Source organism: Mesorhizobium sp. M0621, assembly GCF_040320745.1.
Lineage (GTDB): Bacteria > Pseudomonadota > Alphaproteobacteria > Rhizobiales > Rhizobiaceae > Mesorhizobium.
Genome location: NZ_JAMYQF010000019.1, coordinates 72921 through 89107, shown reverse-complemented (window position 1 = coordinate 89107; position 16187 = coordinate 72921). Strand labels below are relative to the sequence as shown.

Annotated in this window: 15 protein-coding genes; 2 read left to right on the top strand and 13 right to left on the bottom strand. The window is 63.4% G+C overall.

Annotated features, from left to right (window positions below):
- Positions 1–105: 105 nt before the first annotated feature.
- The 3 genes from NKI38_RS15785 to NKI38_RS15775 all read right to left on the bottom strand — a co-directional run bounded on the left by NKI38_RS15785 (position 106) and on the right by NKI38_RS15775 (position 3911).
- Complete coding sequence (locus tag NKI38_RS15785; protein ID WP_352659036.1) at positions 106–1131, bottom strand: sugar ABC transporter substrate-binding protein; 1026 nt, start codon at positions 1129–1131, stop codon at positions 106–108.
- 89 nt (positions 1132–1220) lie between these two features.
- Positions 1221–2207: an ABC transporter permease gene (locus tag NKI38_RS15780; protein WP_352659034.1), complete on the bottom strand. Its 987-nt coding sequence runs from the start codon at positions 2205–2207 to the stop codon at positions 1221–1223.
- A gap of 270 nt (positions 2208–2477) precedes the next feature.
- The gene (locus tag NKI38_RS15775; RefSeq protein WP_352659032.1) at positions 2478–3911 is read right to left on the bottom strand and encodes a DHA2 family efflux MFS transporter permease subunit; all 1434 of its coding nucleotides are present in this window, start codon (positions 3909–3911) and stop codon (positions 2478–2480) included.
- Positions 3912–4032: 121 nt separating this feature from the next.
- On the opposite strand from NKI38_RS15775, the gene NKI38_RS15770 reads away from it, so the two are divergent.
- Together NKI38_RS15770 and NKI38_RS15765 are read left to right on the top strand one after the other, a co-directional pair.
- Positions 4033–5034 carry an ornithine cyclodeaminase family protein gene (locus NKI38_RS15770; protein ID WP_352659030.1) on the top strand — a complete coding sequence of 334 codons (1002 nt, stop codon included), beginning with the start codon at positions 4033–4035 and terminating at the stop codon, positions 5032–5034.
- Complete coding sequence (locus NKI38_RS15765) at positions 5031–6548, top strand: HAL/PAL/TAL family ammonia-lyase (RefSeq protein WP_352659028.1); 1518 nt, start codon at positions 5031–5033, stop codon at positions 6546–6548. The genes NKI38_RS15770 and NKI38_RS15765 overlap by 4 nt, the downstream gene beginning before the upstream one ends.
- Here NKI38_RS15765 and NKI38_RS15760 read toward each other — a convergent pair.
- From NKI38_RS15760 to NKI38_RS15715, 10 genes are read right to left on the bottom strand one after another with little or no spacing between them, the layout of a single operon-like run.
- Positions 6513–7313: a 3-methyl-2-oxobutanoate hydroxymethyltransferase gene (locus NKI38_RS15760; RefSeq protein ID WP_352659027.1), complete on the bottom strand. Its 801-nt coding sequence runs from the start codon at positions 7311–7313 to the stop codon at positions 6513–6515. The two genes, NKI38_RS15765 and NKI38_RS15760, sit on opposite strands and share 36 nt — an antisense overlap.
- A gap of 36 nt (positions 7314–7349) precedes the next feature.
- Entirely contained in the window at positions 7350–7664 is a 315-nt protein-coding gene (locus tag NKI38_RS15755) for a MocE family 2Fe-2S type ferredoxin (protein ID WP_352659025.1), read from the bottom strand.
- Positions 7665–7681: 17 nt separating this feature from the next.
- Positions 7682–8764, bottom strand: a complete 1083-nt coding sequence (locus NKI38_RS15750) for a fatty acid desaturase family protein (RefSeq protein ID WP_352659023.1) — start codon at positions 8762–8764, stop codon at positions 7682–7684.
- Between the two features lie 49 nt (positions 8765–8813).
- Positions 8814–9995 carry an aldose 1-epimerase family protein gene (locus NKI38_RS15745; RefSeq protein WP_352659021.1) on the bottom strand — a complete coding sequence of 394 codons (1182 nt, stop codon included), beginning with the start codon at positions 9993–9995 and terminating at the stop codon, positions 8814–8816.
- Between the two features lie 59 nt (positions 9996–10054).
- Positions 10055–10969, bottom strand: coding sequence for a sugar phosphate isomerase/epimerase family protein (locus NKI38_RS15740; protein ID WP_352659020.1), 915 nt, complete (start codon positions 10967–10969; stop codon positions 10055–10057).
- A gap of 55 nt (positions 10970–11024) precedes the next feature.
- A complete protein-coding gene (locus NKI38_RS15735) occupies positions 11025–12110 on the bottom strand; it encodes a Gfo/Idh/MocA family protein (RefSeq protein WP_352659019.1) in 1086 nt (361 codons plus the stop codon).
- A gap of 35 nt (positions 12111–12145) precedes the next feature.
- Positions 12146–13222 carry an ABC transporter ATP-binding protein gene (locus tag NKI38_RS15730; RefSeq protein ID WP_352659017.1) on the bottom strand — a complete coding sequence of 359 codons (1077 nt, stop codon included), beginning with the start codon at positions 13220–13222 and terminating at the stop codon, positions 12146–12148.
- Between the two features lies 1 nt (position 13223).
- Positions 13224–14315 carry an ABC transporter ATP-binding protein gene (locus NKI38_RS15725; RefSeq protein ID WP_352659015.1) on the bottom strand — a complete coding sequence of 364 codons (1092 nt, stop codon included), beginning with the start codon at positions 14313–14315 and terminating at the stop codon, positions 13224–13226.
- Positions 14312–15271: a carbohydrate ABC transporter permease gene (locus NKI38_RS15720; RefSeq protein WP_352659013.1), complete on the bottom strand. Its 960-nt coding sequence runs from the start codon at positions 15269–15271 to the stop codon at positions 14312–14314. The genes NKI38_RS15725 and NKI38_RS15720 overlap by 4 nt, the downstream gene beginning before the upstream one ends.
- Positions 15268–16128, bottom strand: a complete 861-nt coding sequence (locus NKI38_RS15715; RefSeq protein ID WP_352659011.1) for a carbohydrate ABC transporter permease — start codon at positions 16126–16128, stop codon at positions 15268–15270. The genes NKI38_RS15720 and NKI38_RS15715 overlap by 4 nt, the downstream gene beginning before the upstream one ends.
- Between the last annotated feature and the right edge of the window lie 59 nt (positions 16129–16187).

Genomic DNA, 16187 nt, shown 5'->3' with positions numbered 1-16187 from the left:
AGGTCACTGCTGCAAAATCTGGGGCTGCAAAAATCTGGAGCTGCAAGAGAAAGAGGTGGCCGGGCAATACGGCCACCTCATCGATCGGTGTTGGAGAGGATCGGCTTATTTCGCCGCCGCTTGCGCCTGCAGCGCCTTCAGGTCCCAGCAGCTGTCTGGCTTGAGGTCGGCCTTGGTCGTCGCCTTCTCCAGCGTGTAGATGTAGGTGTGCGAGGTACCGGCCGGCTGGCCGCTCTGCAGCAGGAACTTGATGATGGCGTTCATGTCGCCCGACTGCCGGGCAAGATCGGTCATCACCACGGCGCCGTAAGTGCCGTCCTGCAGCTTGTCGCAGTCGGCCGCCTTCTCGCCGCCGCCGGTGGTGACCAAGAACACCTTGCCGTCGAGCTTGGCGTCGCGGATCGCGGCGGATGCGCCGGTGGCGTCCCCATCCCAGAAGTCGATGATCGAGCAGATGTCCGGGTTCTGCTGCAGCATGGTCGTCGTCACGTTGCGCGAGGTCGTCGCATCCCAGTTGGAATCGGGCTTCGCCACCACCTTGAAGTCAGGATGCTTATCCAGCACCTTCATGATGCCGGCATACTGATAGAGGCTGGAAGAGTTCGCCTGGTCGCCCTGCACGAGGCCGATCTTCTTCGACGAGTTTTCGCCGCAGCCTTTGATCGCCGCTTCGGCCTCGAGCTGGCCAAGCCGGTCCCAGTCACTGCCGATAAAGGCGTCGGCCGGGAAGTTGGCGGGATTGTCGACCAGGATGACGTAGGTGCCGGCGGCCTGCGCCTTCTTCATCAGCTTGGAATAGGAGTTGAGATCGGGTGCATGGATGATCAGCACGTCAGGCCGGGTGTCCGACGAGATGGCGTCGGTGATCGCCTGCGCGCCGGCATCGACGACCCAGTTCGGATCGCGCGTCTCGAACACGCCGCCCCAGGCCTCGACTTCGGTCTTCAGGTAGTGCGCCCAACCCTGCGCCAGGTCGAAGCCCATCGCCAGCGGCACCAGCATGACACGCTTGCCCTTGAGCGCCTGTGCGTAGGCGGCCGGGCCGGGATCGTCGGCGGCAAACGTGGGCGCCACGAAGGCCGTGACAGCGAGTGCCGTGGCGGCTGCCATCAATGTCCTGATGAATTTCATGTCAGATCCTCTCGTTTCGATTTTCATTGCCGGCCAGTCGGGATGGATCGGACCGGGTACCCCGAGCAAGATGGGCTACCCCATCTGCTCTAAATGTCGCCTTGCTGTGCGGTCTGTTCGTCGCGTGGATTGATGATGCCGTCGACGATGATCGCCCCCAGCAGGATCGCCGCCTTGATCAGGTTCTGGTAGAGCAGCGGAATGTCGATGATGGTCATGGCGTTGAGCAGGATGCCGATCAGCGCCGCACCAACCAGCACATTTCGCACCCCGCCTCGCCCACCTGAAAGGCCGATGCCACCGATCACCGCCACCAGCACGATGTCATAGAGCAGCGTGGAATTGACGACGCGGGTGTTGATCGAATGCAGGCTGGCTGCCGTCAGCAGGCCGGCGATCAGCGCCACGAAGGCGGAAAGCACATAGCGCAGCACCAGCATCGGCCGCACCGGAATGCCGATGTTACGCGCCGCTACCGGATTGTCGCCGGCGAAATAGATATAGCGGCCCCATTTGGTGTAGCGTAGGAACAGGAAGAACAGGAACGCCAGGCCGGCGAAGACGAACACCTCGATAGGAACATCGAGGAAGCGCAGGCCGCCGAGCAGCTCGACCCAATGGCCCTGCGGCACCGGTACGGCATCCTGCGTGATCAGCTGCGAGCGCACATAGCCGAAGACGAAGGAGCCCGTGGCCAGCGTCACGAAGATCGCCGGCACATCGGCATAGGCGACGAGAAAGCCGTTGAGCAGGCCGATGGCCAGCACACCGGCCAGCACATAGGCGAAGGCCAGCCCGTCCGGCGTGCCCGAATTCAGCAGTTGCAGATACCAGGCGACCGACATCGCCATGATCGCCACGGCGGAGAGGTCGATGCCGCGGCCGATGATGACGACGGCCATGCCAAGCGCCAATATGCCAAGCACCGACACGGAGCGGATGATGGCGACAAGGTTGTTGGGATCGATGAAGCCCGGCAGGCCTATTGCCGCGGCAACGAACAGCACCACGGCGATGGCAAAGACAATGCCTTCCTGATTAAGGCTCCTGAAGCTCGGCCAGCCGATCGTGTTCATGTCTGCGTTTGCCCCGATGGCAGCGCTGCCATCCCTGGGAAGAAAGCTAATCGGCTCAGCGCCGGTTCGTCAAATGAATCCGCGTTCAGAACCCGGGCCGGCAGCGATATTCACCGAGTGGACGCATCGATTGCCGAAGCTGGCGCAATGCATGGAAAACTCTGCATTTTTGGCAATCGGTTCCGCCATTGCGGCTGCCGGTGAAAGGTCCGCTTCAAGACGAAGGCACAAGGCGGAATTTATCTCCGCATCAGGCGCAAAAAATCGATCTCAATTCCCCGATGCGTGGCCGGAAACCTCGGCGCCCGCACCCGGCGGCAGCGCGAGAAAACGCAACGCCGCCACCAGCCCGATGGCACCGATCGCCAGGAAGGCGATTCGAAAATCGACAAGATCGAGCGCCGGCTGATCCCTGACGATCTGCGACAAATTGAGGATCGCGGCCGCCACCGCGACGCCGAACAGCATCGCCACTTGCTGCAGCATCGAGGACAGCGTTGCTGCCGAACTGCGCTGCGCCGCATCGATATCGGCGAAGGCCAGTGTGTTGAGCGCGGTGAACTGCATCGAGCGCGACAGGCCGGCGATCAGCATCAGCGCCACCACCAGCGCTTGCGGCGTCTGCGGCGAGATTGCAGCGCAGGCCATGATCGCCGCCGAGGCGATCAAGCCGTTGACGACCAGCACCGACCGAAAACCGAAGCGGCGCAGCGTCGGCGTCGTCACCGTCTTCATGCCGAGATTGCCGAGGAAATAGGCCAGGATCATCATGCCGGCATCGACGGGGCTGAGGCCGAAGCCGACCTGGAACAGCAACGGCAGCAGGAAGGGCGTTGCGTTGATCGCCACCCGGAAGATGGTGCCGGCGGCAAGCGTCGAGATAGCGAAGGTCAGCACCTTGAACGACGAGAGATCGAGCAGCGGATGCGGCGCGCGTCTGAGATGCCGCACCGCCAGCCAGCCGATGGCGATCCCGGCAGCGATCAGCGCTACGGTCGGCAGAACACCGTCTTCCGGATGCGCGATGCGCTCGAGGCCGTAGAGCAGCAAGGCGAGCCCGGCCGATGTCAGCACGAAGCCCGGCCAGTCCAGCGGTTTGGGGTCTGCTTCGCGGTCGCCCGGAATGAAGCGGGCGACCAGCGCCAGCCCGACCACACCGAGCGGGATGTTGATGAAGAAATTCCAGTGCCAGGACAGATAGGTGGTGATGAAGCCGCCGAGCACCGGCCCGACCACCGGCGCGAACAGCGCCGGCCAGGTGATCAGCGCCGTGGCGTTGAGCAGCTCGGACTTCGACGCGTTGCGCAAGACGAGAATGCGTCCGACCGGCGTCATCAGTGCGCTGCCCAGCCCCTGCACGACACGCGCGGCGACGAATTGGCCCAGGTTTTGCGAGAAGCCGCAGGCAAGCGAAGCCAGTGTGAACAGGACGATCGCCAGCAGGAAGATGTTGCGGGCGCCGAACCGGTCGGCGAGCCAGCCTGACAGCGGCACGAACACCGCCATGGTCAGCATGTAGACGGTGATGCCGATGCTCATCGCCACTGCCGGCACGCCGAACGACGCGCCCATCTGCGGCAGCGAGGTCGAGATGATCGTCGAATCCAGCAACTGCATGAAGAACGCGATGGCGACGATCAGCGCCACGCGCCGCGCATTGGTGGCCGTTTCGGGTAAGGCTTCAGTCTCGGGAATGGCAGTCATGACGGAACCGGTTTGAACAGCATTTGGCCGGCCGCGTCCAGAGACAGGGCAACAAACTTTCGTGTCGCGCGGAGGCCTGCTATGGGATGAGCGGGGTGGCCGAGGAAAGTGTGCGCGTCAAATGAAGCCCATCTACATCGACTACCTCAACGCCCTCGACATCGATGCACTTGCCATGACCGATGGTGAAATCATTGCCGCCGTCGAGGCTGGCCTGGTGGCGCAAGGCAAGGGCCAGACGGTGATCGAGCCGCGCGTCCATCTTGAGCCGGACCCGTCCTTCCACGGTCATTTCAACATCCTGCGCGGCTACGTCGCGCCGCTCGACACGGCCGGCGTCAAAATCGTCGGCGATTATGTCGACAATTACCTGCACGGGCTCCCTTCCGAATTCGGTATCCTCAATCTGTTCGATCCGCGCACAGGCACACCGCGCGCCATCCTCGACGCCACCGTCATCACCGACATGCGCACCGGCGCCGTCACCGCCATCGGCGCCAAGCATCTGGCGCGCAAGAATTCCAAGGTGCTGGCGCATATCGGTGCGCGTGGCACCGCCTACTGGAACGTGCGCCTGCTCGACCATCTCTTCGACTTCGAAGAGATCCGCGTCCATTCGCGCCGGCCGGAAAGCCGCGACGGCTTTGCCGCCAAACTCTCCGCCGATCTCGGCAAGAAGGTTTCGGCGGTGGCCGACTGGAAGAGCTGCATCGAGGGCGCCGACATCGTCGTCGAGGCATCGCGGCTGCCGGAGCCGCAACCATTGTTGAAAACCGAATGGATCAAGCCCGGCGCGCTGGTGGTGCCCTACGGCACGATGAGCGCGGTTGAACTCTCGCTGACCGACATCATGCAGAAGATGGTCGTTGACGATTGGGGCCAGTGCAAGGGCGGCAAGTTCGGCTCGCTGCGCGCCCATGTCGAGACCGGGCGGCTGAGCGAGAAGACGCTGCATGCCGAACTCGGCCAGATTGCCGCCGGTCTCAAGGCCGGGCGCGAAAGCGACAACGAAACGATCCTGTTCTGGCACCGCGGCCTGTCGCTGTCCGACATCGCGCTCGGCAAGGCGATGCTGGCCAAGGCGCAAGTGCAAGGCATCGGCCAGAGGCTGCGCTTCGCATGAGCGCGCTCGTCCTCACCGGAGCTGGTGTCAGCGTCGGCGATGTCGCTGCGGTCGCCCGCGATGCACGCAAGGTGGAGATCGGACCCGATGTCATCGGCAGGCTGGAGAAGGCGCGAAAAGTGCTCGACCAGGCCGCCGCATCCGGCCAGCAGATCTATGGTCTAAACACCGGCCTCGGCGCCAATCTCGGCACCGCGGTCGAGGGCGACGCCGGCGCCTTCCAGCGCCAATTGCTGGAGGGACGCAGCGGCGCGGTCGGCGAAGCGCTGCCGGTCGAAGCCGTGCGGGCAACCATGCTTGCCCGCGCAGCAATGCTGTCAGCCGGAGGCTCCGGCCTTTCGCCTTCCGTCTTCGTCGCTCTGGTCGACGCGCTCAATGCCGGCGTCCATCCTGTCATGCCGTCACTCGGCTCGATCGGCGCCGGTGATCTGGTGCTGATGACAACACTCGCCCGTATGCTCACCGGCGAAGGTGAAGCAGACTATCAGGGCCGTCGCATGCCGGCGGCCAAGGCGCTGATGATGGCCCGTCTCGCCCCCGTCAGCCTGGCGCCGAAGGACGGCCTGTCGCTGATCAACGCTTCGGCGGTATCCGCCGGCAGCGGCGCGCTTGCGGTGACGGATGCGCTGTCGGCGCTTGCCCAGCAGCAGCAGGCCGGCGCGCTGACCATGGAAGGTTTTGGTGCCAACCGCACCATCCTCGACCCGCGCCTGCACATGGCACGCCCGGCGGTGGGCCAGCAGGAAGCCGCCAAGGCGCTGCATGAGCTGCTCGCCCGCGACGAGGCGCCAGCGCCAACCACCTTGCAGGACCCGCTGTCGATCCGCTGCATGCCGTCGATCCATGGCGCGCTGATCGAGGCGATCGGTCAGGCGAGACATGCCGTCGAAATCGAGCTCAACGCCGCCGCCGACAACCCGCTGGTGCTGGGCGACGACGAGCTGGTGCTGTCGACCGGCAACTTCCACACCGCCGCACTCTCGCTCGCTTTCGAGACGCTCGGCCTGGCAATCGCTCAATGTGCCGCCGCCAGTGCCGCCCGCTTCATCCAGCTCACCGGCTCGGGCCGCAACGGACTGCCGAAATATCTGTCGCCGATCGGCGGCGCTTCGGCCGGCTTCGTGCCGCTGCAGAAGACGGCGACATCGATCCTGGCCGCCATCCGCCACAAGGCCAATCCGGTCATGCTCGATTTCCTGCCAGTGTCGGAAGGCGTAGAGGATCACGCCACGCAGACGCCGTTGGCGGTTGCGAAATGCGCCGGGATGATCGCGCTATGGCGGCGGCTGATCGCCTTCGAATTGATAGCAGCGGCACAGGCGGTTGACTTGCGTGAAGGGCTCGCTCTTGCGCCACGCACCGCCGCTATTCACGCGGCGATACGCAAGCTGATCCCGACGCTGAAGGAGGACCGACCGCTCGGCATCGACGCCGAAGCGCTCTACGCGGTGCTCGCGGGTGGAAATTGGCAGACGGCCTTAAGCCCGGCCGACCTTGTCCAGGAACAGGCGTAGTTCGCCCGGATCCATATGCACGACATGCCTGTCCTCGGGATAGGCCAGGCTGTTGACGTCGGCGACGTATTCCGAGAACGCGGCGATGCGCTCGGCCTGCAGCCGGTCATATTCGGCGGCGAAGTTGCGATAGACCTTGGAGTGGCGGGGCATGTGGCCCCTGTTCTGGCCGAGGATGTCGTCGGCGAACAGATATTGCGCGTCGCAGCCTGTGCCCGCCCCCATCGACAGCATGATCAGCGACGTGCGCTCCGAGATCGCTTTCGCCACCTCGACCGGCACCACCTCGATTTCGGCGCCGATGGCGCCGGCGGCCTCCAGCTGCTTGACAGCCGCGAATATCTCCATGGCGGTGTCGGCCGTCTTGCCGACCGCCTTGAAGCCGCCGGTCCAGGTCGCGCGGGAAGGAATGAGGCCGACATGGCCGATGACCGGAATGGCATCGTCCGCCATCCGCTTGATCGTGGCGTAACCGGCGCTGCAATAGACCGCGTCGGCGCCGGCCTTGTAGAGCCGGAAGGCCCAGCGCAGGAAATCGTCTGATGTGCCGATCTCGTAGAAATTGTCGCCCGGCATGGTGAACAGGCTGGGCGCCGCGTCGCGGTATTGCGGGTTGAGCACCAGTTCGGGCGGTACCGAAACGATGTCGACCCCTGCCCGCTCGGCCGCCTCTGCCTCGTCCATCGTCAGCACACGCAGCATGGTCAGCTGGCGTTTGCCCTTCATGGCGCGCAGGTCGGCGACGGTCGGTCTTTTTCGGCTCATCGAAAGGGTTCCCCTCTTGTTATATGCTGCGGCAGGTCAGCCGATCTCGATCATCACTTTGCCAGCCTCGACCTTGACCGGATAGGTCTTAAGATTGATGCATACCGGCGCGCCCCGGGCGACACCTGTCTTGTAGTTGAAGCGCCCATTGTGCTTGGGACATTCGATGATGTCGTCCATCACCAGCCCATCGGCCAGATGCGCCTTCTCATGCGTGCAGTAGCCGTCGGTGGCAAAGAACTCGTCATCCGGGCTGCGATAGATGGCAAAGGTGCGGCCGCTGTGATCGAAGCGGATGACATCCTCTTCCTCGACATCATCGACGGCGCACGCTTCCACCCAATCAGCCATCTCTGCCTCCTGCAATTCTATTCCGCTGCAGCCGGAACGGTCAGCGCATGGAATTCCTCGCGGTACGGTCGCGCCGTCGGCGGCAGCTCGCGCTTGAGGAAATAATCCTCGTACTGGAGCTGCCTGATCAGCACCGGCCAGACCTCGCGATAGGCATGCCACATCGATGGATTGGGCTCCGGAAGATCGTGCTTGATCAGCTCATGCAGCCTCGGCAGCGCGTGATAGGGCACCATCGGAAACATGTGATGTTCGACATGGTAGTTCATGTTCCAGTAAATGAAGCGGCTGATCGGATTCATGTAGACGGTGCGCGTGTTCAGCCGGTGGTCGGTGACATTATCGGCCAGCCCGATATGCTGCAGCAGGCCGGTCAGTACCATGTGCCAGCTGCCGTAGAGGCGCGGCAAGCCGATCAGCACCAGCGGCAGGAACGACCAGAGATAAAGTGCCAGCGCGATCGCCGCGACATAGATGGCGAGATGCCACCGCGCGGCGGTGACCACCTTGTGCAGCTCCATCTCCGGGATAAAACTCTTTTCGTCGGGTGAGATGCTGCCGAACGCATTGCGCACCAGTGTCGGCAGCGAATAGCGGAAATCGAGAAGGCCGGTGAAGGCGAGTGCGGCGCGCAACAGGTCCGGCGGACGCATCACCGCGATCTCGGCATCTCGGCCCACGATGATCGTGTCGGTGTGGTGACGGGCATGGCTCCAGCGCCATGTCACCGGATTGCGCATCAACATGAAGCTGGCGATCTGGTAGACGACATCGTTCATCCAGCGCGTGCGGAAGGCGGTGCCGTGGCCGCATTCGTGCCAGCGCGAGTCGCTGGAGGAGCCGTAAAGCACGCCATAGACGAGCAGGAACGGCACCACCCACCATGTGTCCCACAACCAGATGATCCCGGCTGCGGAGCCGAGTATGGCCAATATCCAGATAATCGTGTCGCGGATCGCCGGTCCGTCGGAGCGTTGCATCAGCTCCTTCATCGCCTTGCGCGGCACGTCGGTGTGATACCACTCGGCAGAAGCCAAACCGGTCTCGATCGCAAGCCGAGTGCTTTCGCCGACCAGGCTGTAGTCGCGCTTCTTCTCCATCACATCGACCTCCGATTTCCGGCCCGCCAGCCGGAGCATTCATTTCGCATCATGCCCTGTCCGCCAATCCCGGAAAATTTCCCGACGGCGCAGGATAATCCTGTTGCGGTTGCCTGGCGATCGAAGCGATCCTCTCTTCCGTCGCGGCGATCTCGCCGGCGCCGTCGAGCACTCGGAACACCGCGTCGTAAGAACGGCTTTCGCCATGCTCCAGCCAGATCATCTCGCCACGTTCACGCGCCGCGAGATTGCCGAGCACATGGTGTGTCGAGGGCTCGATGCCCAACGCATACTGCCCCGCCTGGAAATTCTGCCATTCATAGGCGCAAGGCAGCTGCTCCTTGCGGGTCACCACCTCGAAGCCAAGTCCAAGACGGTCGTTGACAACAGCCACTGGCACCTCGCCATTGCCGTCCGCCGCCATGTCGTGCTGCCAGACCTGTTCGCTGAAACCCAGTCGCGGCGCCGGCACGGTGCGGTAGCCGACCTTCTGCGCCTCGTAGCGCTCGCCGGCATGGCCGGCCCAGACGACGTCGCGGATCGGCGCCAGATAGCGCGCACCCTCGTCGAGCAAGGGATGACTGACATTGACGTGGTAGAAATACATGTGCGGCGTACGGTTGAAGCCGTGATTGACGACGCGGTCCGACAGCCGGATCTCGTTGCCGCCGACATCGGCCTCGATGCGGCGCAACAGATGCAGATCCTCGCCGAACACCGCCGATTGCTGAACGATGCCTTCAGCCCACAGCACGCAGCGGTCGCCATCCCAAGTCTCGCCATAACCGGTCAGCCGTGCCGGAATGGTGCCGACGCGGCCGTGCAGCGAATGCACCACGGTCTTCCTGCCCGGATAATTGTAGCTATCGACCGGCACTTCTTCCCGGCCCAATATGTGGTCGAGGCCGCAGGTGACGAGCAGCCCGGAAAAAGAGCGCGCCCAGGAGAGCCCCCCTTCCCCTTCATAGTCGTGCAGGCCGGGATGACGAAAGCCGCTCGGCGAATGCCAGCCGATCGCCTGTCCCCTATAGTCGCAGTCGGCGATATCGAGCGCCCGGTCGACCAGCGCGGTGAAACGCAGGCCGGAGCCGGTGCGGAACTCCAGCATGCGGATGCCGCGTTCCACACCGTCGCCAAGCGTCATCAGCCGCACGCCGGCAAATTGCGACAGCATGCCCGAACGTTCCGATACCTGCCGGCGCGAAAGCGTCTTGCCGTAGAGTTCTACCATGTCACGGCCGCTTCATTCACTGCACTGTCGTCCCCTCAATCGGCTGCGCTAACCACCTCTCACAGACCGTTGGCGCGGAACTTCCCGTCGAGGAATTTTTTGGCGCGCGGCACGTCGTCTTCCGAGAGATGCTCGATGATGACAGGGATGTTCGGATGCTTTTCCGCCAGCCGCTGGAGATAGAGGTCGTAGTTCAGCGAACCGAGGCCAGGGGCCGGCAACTCGATCTCACCGACGCCACGGAACGTGTGGCTTTCCAGCGCGTCCTCGTCGCCAATATCGGCGTGCTTCTCGGACTTGTCGCCGCCCGAACGCTTGACGTCCTTGGCGTGGGCAATCTTGATCTTGTCGGTAAGCGTGTCGAACACCTGGTTCAGGATCTGGTCCATCCTGTCGATGTTGTGCGTCTCGAAATAGTTGGTCGGGTCCATCAAGAGGCCGAGGCCGGGATGGTCGACCTGCGCGAACATCTTCACCGTCTCCTCGACCGAACCGACGACGTTGTTGACATAGGTTTCGAGCAGGAAGACCGCGCCATGGTCATAGGCCGTCTGGGCAAGATCAGCGATCACCTTGCGGCATTCCTCGAAGCCTTCCTCGGTCTTGTTCTTGGGGTGATGCACCCAGTCGGACTCGGTGTTGTAGGTGCCGGTTTCCGAGATCACGTAAGGCGAGCCGAAATGGCGAGCGTTGCGGATGATCTCCTTGAGATAGCCAACGCGCTTGTCGCGCTCCGCCTTGTCCGGGTGGATGATGTTGGTGTAGCCCGACACGCAGCAGACCGGCAGATTGTGGTCGCGGAAGACGTCGCGTACCGTCTTCGCCTTGTCCCTGGTGATCTGTCCGGCCGACAGGTCGACATCCTTGAAGTGGAGGTCGAGCTGCACCGTGTTGAAACCCAGCCCGCGGATTTTCTTCGCCGTCTCTTCGAGACCGTACGGGAAATAGCCCGTGAAAATACCTGCCTGCATCATGATGTGAATTCCTCCCTGTAAGCGATTAAGTTGTCTGGTGTTTCAGTTGCGGTGATCAGGTGGCGATTTCGGAAAGCTTGACCGTGCGGCCTTCGTCGATCGAGCGGTAGCCCGCCTCGACCAGCGCCATGGTCTTGACGTTGTCGGCGACCGACAGCGCCGGCGGCGTGCCGGTCTTCACCGCGTGCTGGAGCTGTTCCATCACGCCGATAAAGGCATGCGGGAACCACATCGTGTCCCAGCTCGGGCTGATCCATTCGCCGCCGGTGGTCTCGGTCGAGGCATAGGTCAGTGTCGAGGCCGCTCCCGTCGGCCAGCCGATGGTGCCCTTGGCGACGCCCTTGGTGCCGTCGACGCGCCAGTTGATATGCTGGTCGTCCTTGTAGCCATCCTGGCGCGGGCCGGACCAGACATCCTCCAGCGACACGGCGAGCGCGCCGGACGGGAAGCGCAACGTCGAGACGGTAATGCCGTCCGAATGGTCGAATTTCGTGCGCGGATCCTTGCGCGTCAGCGTGGTGATCTCATCCGGGTCGCCGAACAGGAAGCGCAGCACGTCGAGATGGTGCACGCTCATATTGGCGAGCGTCAGCCGATCGTAATCCTCGAGGAAGCTCTGCCAGTGCGGGATGGCATGCATGTCGATCTGCGCGAAGACGATGTCGCCCAGCGCGCCGCTGTCGATGATCTGCTTCAGCACGCGCATCGACTGGTCGTAGCGCATGTTCTGGTTGACCGAGAGGATCTTGCCGGCTTTCGCCGCGTCGTCGCGCAGCTTGACCGCCTCCTCGAGCGACAGCGCCAATGGCTTCTGCGCCAGGATCGCCTTGATGTGCTTCTGCTTCAGTGCGTGCCGGATCAGTGCCGGCTGCTGGTCGGGCGGAAAGGCAAGGTCGATGATCTCGACATTTGCATCCTCTATCAACTGTTCCGGTGTGTCGTGCACGGTCGGGATGGCCCAGCGTGTCGCCACTTTTTCGGCACTGGCTTTGGTGCGCGAGGCGATCGCCACCATCGGGAATCCAGCTTCCTTGTAGGCAGCGAGATGGCACTCGGCCATGATCATGCCGGCGCCTACGCAGCCGATCCTGTATTCCTTGGTGCGGACCTTCACGTCCGGCTCGAAGCCCCTGTGTGCCATCTGATCCTCCCGAAACTCGTTTCTTGCGGCCGCCGTCATCGTGCCAGCGCTCCCCCGCTCTGTCCGAAATAATGCACGCGGGCCGGCTCGCAGGATATCGCCACCATCGCGTCCGGCCGGATGTCGGGCTGGCCGCGCAGCAACGCCTTCAGCCGCGCCTGCCCGGCAGCGAGTGTTACCACGGTGAAGCCGCCAAGCGGCTCGACCTCGAACACCCGCGCCGGGCGGCCTAGGACCTCGCCCTCTTTTCCCTCGATGGGCCACGGTCTGACCTTGATGTCTTCCGGCCTCAGCCCGATCTCGACGGCATCAGTGGGAGCCGCCTTGTCGGCAATGCGGATCGTCCCATCAGCCGCCTCGACACCGCCCTCGCCGCGCGCCGATTTCAGAATGTTCATCATCGGCGAGCCGAGCAGCCGCGCCACATAGGTGCTGGCCGGACGATCGTAAATCTCGGCCGGCGCACCGATCTGTCGGATCTTGCCATCCTCCAGGATGGCAATGCGATCGGCAACCGACATCGCCTCTTCCTGATCATGCGTGACATAGATCAGCGTCTTGCCGAGTTCGCGCTGGATGCGCTTCAGCTCGACGCGCGTTTCCTCGCGCAGCCTGGCGTCGAGCGCCGAGATCGGATCGTCCATCAGATAGGCGTTGGGATCGCGCACCAGCGCACGCGCAATCGCGACGCGTTGCCGTTCGCCGCCCGAGAGCTGTCCCGGCGGCTTGTGCAGGATATGGCCGATATGCAGCTTCGCCGCGACGTCGGCGACCCGCCTTTTGATGTCGACCTCGGCGACCCGGCGTTCGACCAGGGGGAAGCGGACATTGTCGAGCGCACTCATATGCGGGAACAGCGCCAGGTTCTGGAACACCATCGCCACGTTTCGCTCGGCCGGCGACACAGTGTTGACCGGTCTGCCGCCGATCAGGATTTCTCCCGAGTCTGGCGTCTCCAGCCCTAGCACCAGACGCAGGATGGTCGACTTGCCCGACAGCGGCGGCCCGAAGAAGCAGAAGAACTCATTGTCGTTGACCGTGAATGAAGCGTCGTCGACGGCGAGCATATTGCCGTAGCGCTTGGTCACATTGCGAAAGACGATATCGGCCATCTCAACCTGCCTTGATCGCAAGGCCGCTGGCGGCGTCGAAGACACGCACCGACGACACTGTGGGTGCGACGATGGCGATGTCGCCGATCGCCAGTCCAACATCATTGTCGAACACCGTCTTCACAGCAGCCTCGCCCTGGCCGAGATGAACGATGGTGCGCGCGCCGATCCGTTCGACGAAGGTGACCTGCATGGCGAGACCCTGCCCATTCTGCACCAGCGTCGCCTGCTCCGGCCGGAATCCGTAAAGCACCTCGCCGCGCGCGGCGCGCATGGCCGCCGCGAGTTCGCCCGGCAGCGGCGGCGTGATGCCCAACGGTCCGAGATCGATGACCAGCCCACGGTCGCTCTCCGCCGGCCTGCCCTTGAGCAGGTTCATGCCCGGCGCGCCGATGAAGCGGGCGACGAAGACATTGGCCGGATCGTTGTAGACCTCGAGCGGCGTGCCGACCTGCTGCAGCACGCCATGATCCATGACCGCGATGCGGTCGGCCATGGTCATCGCCTCGAGCTGGTCGTGGGTGACGTAGACCATGGTCTGGCGGAACTGGCGCTGCAGCTGCTTCAGCTCGGTGCGCATGACCGCCCGGAAAGCGGCGTCGACATTGGACAGCGGCTCGTCGAGCAGGAAGATCGCCGGCTCCATGATCGCCGAGCGGCCGATCGCTACCCGCTGCAAGATGTTGACCGACAGCCGGTCGGCCTTTCGGTCGAGCAGCGGCGTCAGCTGCAGCATTTCGGCGATCGCACCGACACGGCGGTCGATCTCGGCTTTCGCTGTGCCGTGCATCTTCGGCCCGTAGGCGAGGTTCTGGCGCACCGTCATATGGGTGAAGATGGCATAATTCTGGAACACGAAGCCGACGCCGCGCCGCCCCATCGGCACGCCTGCCATGTCGCGCTCGCCAAACAGGATCTTGCCGCCGGTCGGTTCCTCCATGCCGGCGATCATGTTCATCGTCGTCGACTTGCCGCAGCCCGACGGCCCGAGCAGCGCCATGAACTCGCCGTCGGCAATTGCCAGGTCCATGGTCTTCAGCGCGGTGAAGTCGCCGAATTTCTTGACCAGGTTCTGCAGGTGGATCGCGCTCATGCCGACACCTCGCGTGCCCGCGCCATGCGCTTCATGGCGAACACCGCGACGATCGAGAGCACGATCAAGATGGCCAGCGCGATCGCCGCCACATAGCCCCAGATCAGGTCCTGCGTGGTGAGCTTGTAGATGTAGACGGAGATGGTCTCGGTGGCGACGCCGGGACCACCGCCGGTCATGATGTAGAGCGTGTCGAATATCTTGAAGTTCTCGATCACCCTGATCGCCAGTGCGATGATGATGATGATCTTCATCTTCGGCAGCACGATGGTGACGAAGCGCTGCCACGGATTGGCGCCGAGCAGCGTCGCGGCCTTGATCTGGTCCTCCGGCACGCCGACCAGGCCGGCGAGCAGGATGAGGAACATCAGCGGCGTCCACTGCCAGATGTCGGCGACCATGACCGCGATCAGCGCCAAGGTCGGATCCGACAGCCAGGCGATGGTGACGGGAGAACCGATGAGCGCTGACAATATGTCGTTCACCGGGCCGCCCGACTGGAACAGCATGAAGAACATGTAGCCCGCCACCGCCGGCACCACCATCATCGGCATCAGCAGGATCGAGTAGAACACCCGCTTGCCCGGAAAATCGTCGGCAAACAACGTCGCCAGCGCCAGCCCCAGCAGGAACTCCGCCGGCACGCAGACGATCATGACGATGGCGGTGCGCTTCAGCGCGCTCCAGAAGCGCGCATCGGCGGCAAGGTCGGTGTAGTTGGCAAAGCTGTTCCACAGCGACCAGGCGTTCCACCAGCCAAGGCCCGACAGCGGCGACCAGTCGGTGACGCTGATGTAAAGCTGCATCAACAGCGGAAAGGCCGAGATGAACAGCACCAGTATCTGCGCCGGCAGCGTTAGGCGGAAACCCAGCCTTGCACCCTCGTCGTGCGAAACCGGCCTTGCACCGACGGTCTTCATTTCGTCCTTCAAAATCATGGCAGTCACCGCGCTCATTGCTTGAGCGCCCCGAAAGTCAGCCCACGCACCAGATGGCGCTGGATGGCGATGCCCATGATGACCGGCGGCACGGCAGCGATCAGGCCGAGCGCTGCCTTGGCGCCATAGAGCTGCCCGGTCATCGAAGAAGACAATGAAGCCATGTAGACCGGGATCGTCACCCATTCGCGCGTCGTCAGAAGCAGCGCGATCAGATAGTCCGACCAGTTGAGGATGAAGACGAAGAGCGCGGCACTGGCCAGTGGCGCGCGCATCATCGGCAGCGTGATGCGGGTGAAGACGCGCAGCCGCGAACAGCCTTCGACAAGCGCCGCCTCCTCGATCTCGCGCGGCATGTCGTCAAAGAAAGTCTTCATCAGCCAGAAGGCGAAGGGCAAGGTGACGATGCCGTAGATCAGCGCCAGCCCCCACCAGCTGTCGGTGAAGTTGAGAAAGGCCCACATGATCATCACCGGGATCATGACCGCCATCGGCGGAAACAGCCTGAGCTGGATCAACGCCAGCGGCAGGTTCTGGCCGGAGCCGAAACGCGACAGTCCATAAGCGGCGGCAGTGCCCGCCGACATGGCTATCACCGTGCCGAAAACCGCCGACAGCAGCGATGAGAGGATCGGCTTCAGCGCCGTGTGGTCGAGCGCGACGATCAGATTGTTGGTCGACTCGCCGAACACGAAACGGAAATTGCTGAGCGTCGGGTTCTTCGGCCACCATGTCAGGTCGGCACCGGTCGCCGACCATTCGGCGATCGGCTTGAACGCCATCGACACCATCCACAGGATCGGCACCAGCGTCACCGCCATGGCCGCGAAGATCGCGGCGTAGCGGAAGATCTCGAAAGGAATGGAACGCTTCATCTGGCGGCTTTGCTGGTGGCGTTGTGGGCGGAGGGGAGAAGCAGGCTCCTCCCCTCCTT

What these genes read in the sequence shown, in the direction of transcription:
- NKI38_RS15765 (WP_352659028.1), top strand. Translation starts at nt 5,031, where the DNA reads ATGAGCGCGCTCGTCCTCACCGGAGCTGGTGTCAGCGTCGGCGATGTC.
- NKI38_RS15775 (WP_352659032.1), bottom strand. Translation starts at nt 3,911, where the DNA reads ATGACTGCCATTCCCGAGACTGAAGCCTTACCCGAAACGGCCACCAAT.
- NKI38_RS15770 (WP_352659030.1), top strand. Translation starts at nt 4,033, where the DNA reads ATGAAGCCCATCTACATCGACTACCTCAACGCCCTCGACATCGATGCA.
- NKI38_RS15735 (WP_352659019.1), bottom strand. Translation starts at nt 12,110, where the DNA reads ATGGCACACAGGGGCTTCGAGCCGGACGTGAAGGTCCGCACCAAGGAA.
- NKI38_RS15760 (WP_352659027.1), bottom strand. Translation starts at nt 7,313, where the DNA reads ATGAGCCGAAAAAGACCGACCGTCGCCGACCTGCGCGCCATGAAGGGC.
- NKI38_RS15745 (WP_352659021.1), bottom strand. Translation starts at nt 9,995, where the DNA reads ATGGTAGAACTCTACGGCAAGACGCTTTCGCGCCGGCAGGTATCGGAA.
- NKI38_RS15785 (WP_352659036.1), bottom strand. Translation starts at nt 1,131, where the DNA reads ATGAAATTCATCAGGACATTGATGGCAGCCGCCACGGCACTCGCTGTC.
- NKI38_RS15755 (WP_352659025.1), bottom strand. Translation starts at nt 7,664, where the DNA reads ATGGCTGATTGGGTGGAAGCGTGCGCCGTCGATGATGTCGAGGAAGAG.
- NKI38_RS15720 (WP_352659013.1), bottom strand. Translation starts at nt 15,271, where the DNA reads ATGAGCGCGGTGACTGCCATGATTTTGAAGGACGAAATGAAGACCGTC.
- NKI38_RS15715 (WP_352659011.1), bottom strand. Translation starts at nt 16,128, where the DNA reads ATGAAGCGTTCCATTCCTTTCGAGATCTTCCGCTACGCCGCGATCTTC.
- NKI38_RS15725 (WP_352659015.1), bottom strand. Translation starts at nt 14,315, where the DNA reads ATGAGCGCGATCCACCTGCAGAACCTGGTCAAGAAATTCGGCGACTTC.
- NKI38_RS15780 (WP_352659034.1), bottom strand. Translation starts at nt 2,207, where the DNA reads ATGAACACGATCGGCTGGCCGAGCTTCAGGAGCCTTAATCAGGAAGGC.
- NKI38_RS15730 (WP_352659017.1), bottom strand. Translation starts at nt 13,222, where the DNA reads ATGGCCGATATCGTCTTTCGCAATGTGACCAAGCGCTACGGCAATATG.
- NKI38_RS15740 (WP_352659020.1), bottom strand. Translation starts at nt 10,969, where the DNA reads ATGATGCAGGCAGGTATTTTCACGGGCTATTTCCCGTACGGTCTCGAA.
- NKI38_RS15750 (WP_352659023.1), bottom strand. Translation starts at nt 8,764, where the DNA reads ATGGAGAAGAAGCGCGACTACAGCCTGGTCGGCGAAAGCACTCGGCTT.